This is a genomic window from Fodinibius sp., assembly GCF_041642155.1.
Taxonomy (GTDB): Bacteria; Bacteroidota; Rhodothermia; order Balneolales; family Balneolaceae; genus Fodinibius.
On sequence record NZ_JBEPWZ010000130.1, the window covers coordinates 1 to 7,832 of the forward strand.

Genomic DNA, 7,832 nt, shown 5'->3' on the forward strand with positions numbered 1-7,832 from the left:
AATCGTAAATATTGTTGGATCGCTCAAAAGGTGTGCCCGAAATTTTAAAAGAGGGAAAGTTGAAGTAACGGGAGCCGGTTACGGTAACGGTTGAAAATATTTTGTCAGAAAAGATATGTGTCCATGTGCTGCTGAGCGTCTGATTGCCGTAATGTAACCGAACGCCCGCATCTTCTGCAAAAGGGAACCGGAGGTTGTCGCTTCCGGTATAAAATGACAGGGATAATCTGTTATCAGTATCGGTATCATAATTTATTTTACCATTTATATCCAGGAAAGAAAAGTGATCGGGAATATTATCCTGCGACTGTTTCAGCACTTCCAGCAGAGGTTCCAGGGTGGAGCGGCGGATGGAAAACGTCCAGGATCCTTTATTAAGCGGACCTTCGACCGAAGCGCGGGAGGCCAGCATGCCCAGCGTTACGGACCCCTCAAACTCGTTGCGGTTGCCATCTTTATTGAAAATAGTGAGCACCGATCCCAGCCTGCCGCCGTATTTGGCCGGGTACCCTCCTTTATATAGGCGAACATCCTTGACGGCATCCGGATTGAAGGTGGAGAAGAACCCGAAAAAGTGTGAGGGATTGTAAACGGTGGTATAATCAAGCAGGATGAGTGTCTGGTCAGGACTCCCGCCGCGAATATACAAGCCGCTGGAAAAGTCGGAAGCCGCCTTAACTCCCGGCAGTAATTGCAGGGAACGAAAGACATCAGCCTGAAAGACACTCGGAACGGTTCTGATGAATTCTGTTTCGACCTGCGCTATACCGATACTGCCCTGCTCCTCTTGTTCACGGTCCGACTGAACGACTACTTCTTCCAGTTGATACTCTTTGGGGATAAGTTCAATATCCAGCCGTCGATTTTCATCCTTCTTGAGGGTAATTTCTTTGTTATACTGCTGGTAGCCGATATAGGTAACCAACAGGGTATAAGTGCCGGACTCAATGTTCTGCAGGTTAAAATAGCCCGATGTGTTGGTGGTTGTCCCGGTGCGGATACCTTGCAAAGCTATATTGGCAGCTATAAGGGTTTCTCCGGTCTGTGCATCTGTAATATAACCGCTTAGAGAGGCTGTCTGCTGAGCAGGTACGACAAGGGGAAACAACAGAAACAAAAGGGAAACAGTTTTTCTCACGTCTTGGCCGGGCTAACTATCGGGGTTGTTCTGTGAACAGAAGTATACAAGTTATGGAAAGATAGCGCAGGCGTAGATTAACCCATTGGCGTCTTTGGGACAGCCACCTTGCATCGGAGGAAGTTAAAATAGCCGCCCCTGCTAACGGGCAGTCTTAATTTTTCTGCCACTTCTGTTTAAAGAGAGTTTTGCAAAACCGTCCTTTGGACCAATCTCTGCTTTTTCGCACATTCAAAAATCTCACATATGCCCTATATGCTGCGGTTTTGAATTCGATCAGGCTTTGATTTTGACCAAAACCCCTGGTTTTTCAAAGCTCTCTTAATAGTAATAGCGAAGTTTATTCGTATCTAACTATTCGTTTACCGAATATTATGAGCTTTTGTTTTCAAGGAATTCCCGGGTAATCTTACGGGTTTGTTCCGGCCCCATGTATTTTTCCAAATCATAGAGCGATACCCGTTTCTTGCCTTCGTAAAATGAGTACGTGAGGTGACCGTCTTCGATCTCTTTTTCAACCTCGCCTGGGTTCATATCCAGCATTTTACCAACTTCTTCCAAAGAGAATGTTGAGCGCATATTCAAACAAAATTTTGGATATTAGTGATTATGACATCTTAACTGTAGGCTAAAGATAGAAAAAATGAACTTTTTTGCTACCTTAAAAAGAGCGTTTCGGGGATCTATTTCATTTTGACGGCAAATCTTGTGCGTTCAGGACATGCTTTTAATCTCGGCATGCCGGAAACAGGATACAAGATGATCATTAACCAGTCCGCATGCCTGGAAATGCGCATACATCGTTGTACTTCCTACAAATTTAAATCCCCGCTGCTTAAGATCTTTGCTGAAACGGTCGGAAAGAGGCGTAGTGTTGGGAATGTCCCCATGGTCCTCCCAATGGTTCTGGATCGGTTCGCCATCCACAAACGACCAGATGTAGTTATCGAAGCTGCTGACCGCTTTCTGAACCTCAATAAACTGCCGGGCATTGTTGACAGCCGAACGAATTTTAAGCTCGTTGCGAACAATTGCTGAATTATTTAATAATTCTTGTATTTTATTTTCATCGAAGCGTGCTACTTCCCGGACCTGGAAATTAGCAAAAGCGTTACGGTATCCTTCTCGTTTTTTGAGAATGGTGCTCCAGCTTAAACCGGCCTGTGCGCTCTCAAGCATTAAAAATTCGAAATGGGTCTGGTCGTCATGCACCGGCACGCCCCATTCTTCATCGTGATAACGCACATATTGTTCAAACGTATTTTGACACCACGCACAGCGATTTTTCATAATTGCCTTTTTGAGAAATGAAGGTTAAGGTTGGGCGTATCCAAATGTATGAATAATTCACATACCAATAATTAAGATATCAAACCGATGCACTGGGAAAAACTCGTTGACCAATTTGCCGAAAAAAGTGATATAAGTAAAGTACTCTCAAACCAGGTTGAATCGCTCACCCATTTTTTGGAGGAAGTGCTGAGTCGTAAGGAGGATGATGATTTTCTCCGGGAATTGGTAGATCTCCCCCAGTTGGCGGCGCAGGCTTTTGACGAGGGGGATGAGGAGGCCTTCCGGGAGATGGAAGCGCAGATTTCGGGACTGTCTACCGATGAAATAACCCGTCTTTTGCGCTACTACACGGTCTTTTTCCACCTGATGAATTCTCAGGAGCAGCGAGAAATTACACGCATTAATCGCGAGCGGGCTATTCAGACCGACCCGGAGTCGCCCCGGGGAGAAAGTATCGATGAGGCGGTCCATTTCCTGAAAACAGAAGGGTTTACCGCACAACAGGCTGCCGATGTAATCGGAAAGCTTGACATTCAGCCGACGATTACCGCGCATCCTACCGAAGCGCGTCGCCACAGCGTATTGGTGAAGCAGCAGAGCATCACCAGAATGATTAACCAGATACGGCAGGGGAACCTGACGCCGGACGAACAGACGGCCAAGACAATGGAGATTCTTAATGAAATCCACCTGCTGCTGGCCACCGATGAAGTGCGTACGGAAAAGGTAACCGTAGAAGATGAGGTCGAAAATGGGATGTTCTACTTCATGAATGCAATCTGGCAGACGGTTCCGGTGCTTTACGACGACCTGCGAAACGCTTTTCATACCTATTATGGAGAGGTGCCCGACTTTTCGACGGTACTGCAATATCGCTCCTGGATTGGCAGCGATCGGGATGGCAATCCCAACGTGACCTCCGAGGTAACCTGGGAAACCATCCTGGAGCAGCGAGAAAATGTCATCCAGCTATACCTGGAGGAGCTCGACGAACTGCGTCGTTACCTGAGTATATCACAAAATAAATTTCCTATATCCGATAAGCTTGAAGCATCGCTTAAAGAAGATGAGAAAGTTGACCAGCTCTCGGAGCGGTACCAGCGCCTGTACAAGCAGGAACCCTACCGCCGGAAGGTAACGCATATGATGCACAAGCTGAGACACCACCTTGAGGTTATGAAAGAGGAAGACCGCAGCTACATCCTGGAGGAAGCCGACCGGTATACGGCAGAAGATTTTGTGCATGAGCTGAAGCTTATCGCCGAAAGCCTGCGGGCATCGGGACTTGAGGAAGTCAGCTCGTTTGGCAAGCTACATCATTTGATTGTCCGGGCAGAAACATTCGGGTTCCACATGGCAGCCCTGGATATTCGCCAGCACAGCGGAGTTCACGAGAATACCGTGGCGGAGCTCCTGTCGGTAGCGGAGGTCACGGATAATTATCCGGATCTTTCTGAAGAAGAAAAATTGACTCTTTTGAATAAAGAACTCAACAATCCTCGTCCCCTCTCGCCGGTTCGGGTACATCTGAGTGACGAAACCGCCCAGATGCTGAAAGCTTTTTCCCTGATCGGGGATATGCTGGCCCTGGATAAAAACAGCTTCGGCAGCTATATCATCAGTATGACCCACGGTGTAAGTGACATGCTCGAAGTGTTGGTACTGGCCAAAGAAGCGGGTCTCTGGAGTGAGGAAGACGGGAAGGTGGAAAGCGATATTGATGTTGTTCCGCTTTTTGAAACCATTGAGGACCTGGAAGCGTGTGGAAGCCTGATGAGTAAAATTTATGATAACGAACTGTACCAGAAGCAGCTGGAGGCCCGCGATAACTTCCAGGAAATAATGCTTGGCTATTCCGACAGCAACAAAGATGGCGGTTACTGGATGGCCAACTGGGCCCTGGACAAGGCGCAACAGCGTTTGGGACGGGTCTGCCGGGAATATGATGTGGATTTCCGCCTGTTCCACGGCCGTGGGGGGACGGTCGGACGTGGCGGCGGCCGCTCCAACGAGGCTATTTTAGCGTTACCCCCTGTTAGTAACAACGGGCGTATCCGCTTTACGGAACAGGGCGAGGTAATCTCCTTCAGATATTCCCTTGCTTCTATTACGCGGCGTCATTTGGAGCAGATTGTCAATGCCATGATTCGTATTACGGTAGCCGAGCCGGATTCGGTATCTCAGAAGGACCAGTTCAATCAGGCGATGGAACAGCTTTCGCAGCGTTCCATGAAGGCGTATCGGAATCTGATTGACAACGAAAATTTCTGGAGTTGGTATACGAATAAGACACCTATTGAGCATATCAGCCGGCTGCCTATCGCATCGCGGCCGGTTTCAAGAGGGAGCGCCAAAGCTGCGGACTTTGACAACTTACGGGCCATACCCTGGGTCTTTGCATGGACCCAGGTCCGCTATAATGTGCCGGGCTGGTACGGCGTGGGGGTGGCCCTCCAGGAGCAGATAGAACAGGGGGAAGAGGCGCTGGAACGGTTCCGGCAGTGGTATGATCAGAATATCTTTTTTAATTCCATCCTGGATAACGTGCAGCGCGAAATGGCACGGACCCATATCCGTACTTCTACTATATATGAAGACAACGATGACGGTACGTTCCATGAGCTGATTACAGATGATTTCGAGAAGGCAGAAAAGGCAATCAAAGCCATTACCAGGCAGGATTATGTCCTTCAAAACAGTCCCGTTATCAAAAAGTCGATCCGGTTCCGCAACCCCTTTACGTATCCGCTGAATATGATGCAGGTAGAGCTGCTGGATCGCTGGGACGGGGAGTTATCCGATAAGGACGAGGAATCGCTGAGAAACGCCATATTCCTGAGTATCAACGGTATCGCCGCCGCCATGCAGAGCACGGGATAAGGGAATTAAAAATGGGGTAATGAAAAATTTAAAATAGGATTATAGTAGAAGTTGGGTGAGTAATTTTTAAGTTGCTTATTTTTTCATTTTTAATTCCCCGTTAATTCTTTCATCTGCCGGCGAAATTTGGGAGCACCCCCATTGGCCGGATGGCGTACGGGAATGTAGGGGAGACCGAAGTCGGTTAGGCTGCGCTCGCATTTGCGTCCCACCGCGATGGGCTGAGCGCCCGGAAATAGCGCTAAAAAAGCTTTTAATGAAGGGTAGCCCTGCTCCAGTTCACGGTCTGTGGGAGTACGGTTACTCAGAAGTCCGTCATCCGGATCATAGGGGTGCCAGGGCAGGGCGTTCCAGAGCACTGTTTCGTAGGGATCTATTCCCAGCTTATAAAGCGCTTTCCACATGATGGTAGCCGTCGGCTCTGACATCCCCTTGGCGTTGACAGCGGGATTGCTGGTCCGCTGAGCGGGTACAGACCGAAAAGCGCCATCGGCGGGGATGCCATGGACCGGTTCGTGATGCCCCAATAAAATCCGTTCCGATGTCATGGCAATACCGGTAAAATGTCCCCCTTGATACCCCAGCGCTTCCGCAATGAACAGGTATTTGGCTCGGCCGATTCGTTCTGAAAGATAAGCCCGCAGCTGTCGCCGGCGAACTTCGGGTCCCTCTTCGCTTTGATCGTGTTTCTTGTCATGCTGGTACCAGGGATTAAAGAAAGAACCTTCAGGCGTCTTCCGGAGAAGGTTAAAAAGGGAATTCAGGCTACTCATCATTTTTGAAATTAGGGTTCGTTAGTGATAGTTTGGCTACCCGTCTCGGTTGTTGCATTCCGAGCGTCCCCAATATACCGGAGAGAACCCTTATTGGAAAAAGAGATTTTATAGAGTATTATTTTATAGGTGAGAAACCCGGGCTAACCCTTCCGACCGAATACCAGCGGCCCGGGTGGGATAGTAAAGCGATCTGCAAGTATGTTATCCAGTAAAAAATTAATGGAATAAATCAGAATAAAAGCTATTTTAAACAGGGGCAGCCGTTGCCGGTAGATTAATTGATTAAGAGACTGCTCCTTGTGCATTTTTTTGTAAAAGAGGCAGATTAAAGTTCCCTAAAATAATGTTTTGCTATGATTACTGATACTGCATTTGACATCACCAAAACAACAGAAAGCCGCATAGACCAGGTTGATTTCGATGAATTGGGATTTGGCCGTGTCTTTTCTGACCACATGCTGGAGGTAGAATTCGCGGATGGCCAGTGGAATCAGCCCCGGATCAAACCGTATGGTGCTATTGAAGTCTCCCCCTCTCTGCACGTATTTCATTATGGGCAATCGGTGTTTGAAGGTGCAAAAGCATATTACGTGGATGATGAAACCATAAATTTATTCCGCATCGAAAAAAATTATGAACGGATGGCCCGCTCATGCGAGCGGATATGCATGCCCTTTGTTGACCGGGAAACTTTTATGGATGGCATTGCAGCTCTTATCAACGTGGACAGCCAGTGGGTTCCCCGCAAAGAGGGGGATGTGTTGTATATTCGCCCTTTTATTTCCGCTTTTGACAGGGTTATAGCCGCTAACCCGTCAGAGACCTACCGGTTTTATGTTATCACTTCGCCGGTGGGGGCGTATTATAGCAAGTCAGTGAAATTAACAACTTCTCAGAAATACATACGGGCCGCGAAAGGTGGGGTCGGCGACGCCAAATTCGCCGGCAATTACGCGGGCAGTTTTTACCCGGCGCGAAAAGCCAAGGAGAAAGGATACGACCAGGTGCTTTGGCTGGATGCGTTTGAGCATAAGTTTATTGAAGAAGTGGGGACCATGAACATTTTCTTTGTTATTGACGGGACGCTTGTCACTCCTGAGTTGGGCGGGACCATACTGCCCGGCGTTACTCGTGATTCAGTGATTCAACTGGCCCGAAAATGGGAGATCCCGGTTGAAAAACGACGCATAACGATTGACGAGGTTATCGACGCAGGTAAGTCGGGTGTGCTTGAGGAAGCCTTCGGGGCCGGAACCGCGGCGGTTATTGCGCCCATAGAGGAGATCCATCACGATGGCACGTCAGTTACGCCGGCTGAGACCGATCGCGGGCCTGTGGGACAAAGGCTCTACGATACGATTTACGATATCCAGCGATCCCGGACAGAAGATCCGTTTGACTGGGTACGGCCGATCGATGTGAGCAAATAATGCTCACAATTTATAACACGGAACCCATCTTCAGGGCTCCTGAATAACAGGGGACGTTGCAAAACAGTCCTTTGTCCTATATTGAGATAACAGTCAGTTGTACCCCTTATATATGGGCTACATGCCCCGATGCCAATCTCTCTGCGGACTTGACCTTGAATAAAGTCCCTGGTTTTTCAAAAGCCTATGGAATGTCGACCCCACAACCATCGGAATCTAACTTTGCCACTGATCGGGGCATCCGAAAACGTTAAAAACCGGCGGCCGCGGGAGAAGTACGTCACTTGGACTTTCTTTTTCATAAAACCCACAAAA

6 protein-coding genes are annotated in these 7,832 nt (G+C 48.3%); 2 read left to right on the plus strand and 4 right to left on the minus strand.

Translation table 11 applies throughout. The features are described 5' to 3' along the window. From ACESLU_RS08790 to ACESLU_RS08800, 3 genes are all read right to left on the minus strand, one after another. The coding region (locus ACESLU_RS08790) for a carboxypeptidase-like regulatory domain-containing protein (protein WP_372638039.1) at positions 1 to 1,138 on the minus strand (1,138 nt) is incomplete at its 3' end. A 372-nt stretch (positions 1,139 to 1,510) separates the two neighbouring features. Continuing rightward, positions 1,511 to 1,717 (minus strand): hypothetical protein, encoded by a 207-nt coding sequence (locus ACESLU_RS08795; protein ID WP_372638042.1) that lies wholly within the window; start codon positions 1,715 to 1,717, stop codon positions 1,511 to 1,513. A 135-nt stretch (positions 1,718 to 1,852) separates the two neighbouring features. Continuing rightward, positions 1,853 to 2,428, minus strand: a complete 576-nt coding sequence (locus ACESLU_RS08800) for a DNA-3-methyladenine glycosylase I (RefSeq protein ID WP_372638045.1) — start codon at positions 2,426 to 2,428, stop codon at positions 1,853 to 1,855. Positions 2,429 to 2,515: 87 nt separating this feature from the next. On the opposite strand from ACESLU_RS08800, the gene ppc reads away from it, so the two are divergent. Further along, the gene (ppc, locus tag ACESLU_RS08805; protein ID WP_372638048.1) at positions 2,516 to 5,311 is read left to right on the plus strand and encodes a phosphoenolpyruvate carboxylase; all 2,796 of its coding nucleotides are present in this window, start codon (positions 2,516 to 2,518) and stop codon (positions 5,309 to 5,311) included. 89 nt (positions 5,312 to 5,400) lie between these two features. Here ppc and ACESLU_RS08810 read toward each other — a convergent pair whose 3' ends face one another. After that, positions 5,401 to 6,087 (minus strand): uracil-DNA glycosylase, encoded by a 687-nt coding sequence (locus ACESLU_RS08810; RefSeq protein WP_372638050.1) that lies wholly within the window; start codon positions 6,085 to 6,087, stop codon positions 5,401 to 5,403. A 353-nt stretch (positions 6,088 to 6,440) separates the two neighbouring features. Here ACESLU_RS08810 and ACESLU_RS08815 point away from each other — a divergent pair, with 353 nt between their 5' ends. Further along, positions 6,441 to 7,517 (plus strand): branched-chain amino acid aminotransferase, encoded by a 1,077-nt coding sequence (locus ACESLU_RS08815; RefSeq protein WP_372638053.1) that lies wholly within the window; start codon positions 6,441 to 6,443, stop codon positions 7,515 to 7,517. The last annotated feature ends 315 nt before the right edge of the window (positions 7,518 to 7,832 follow it).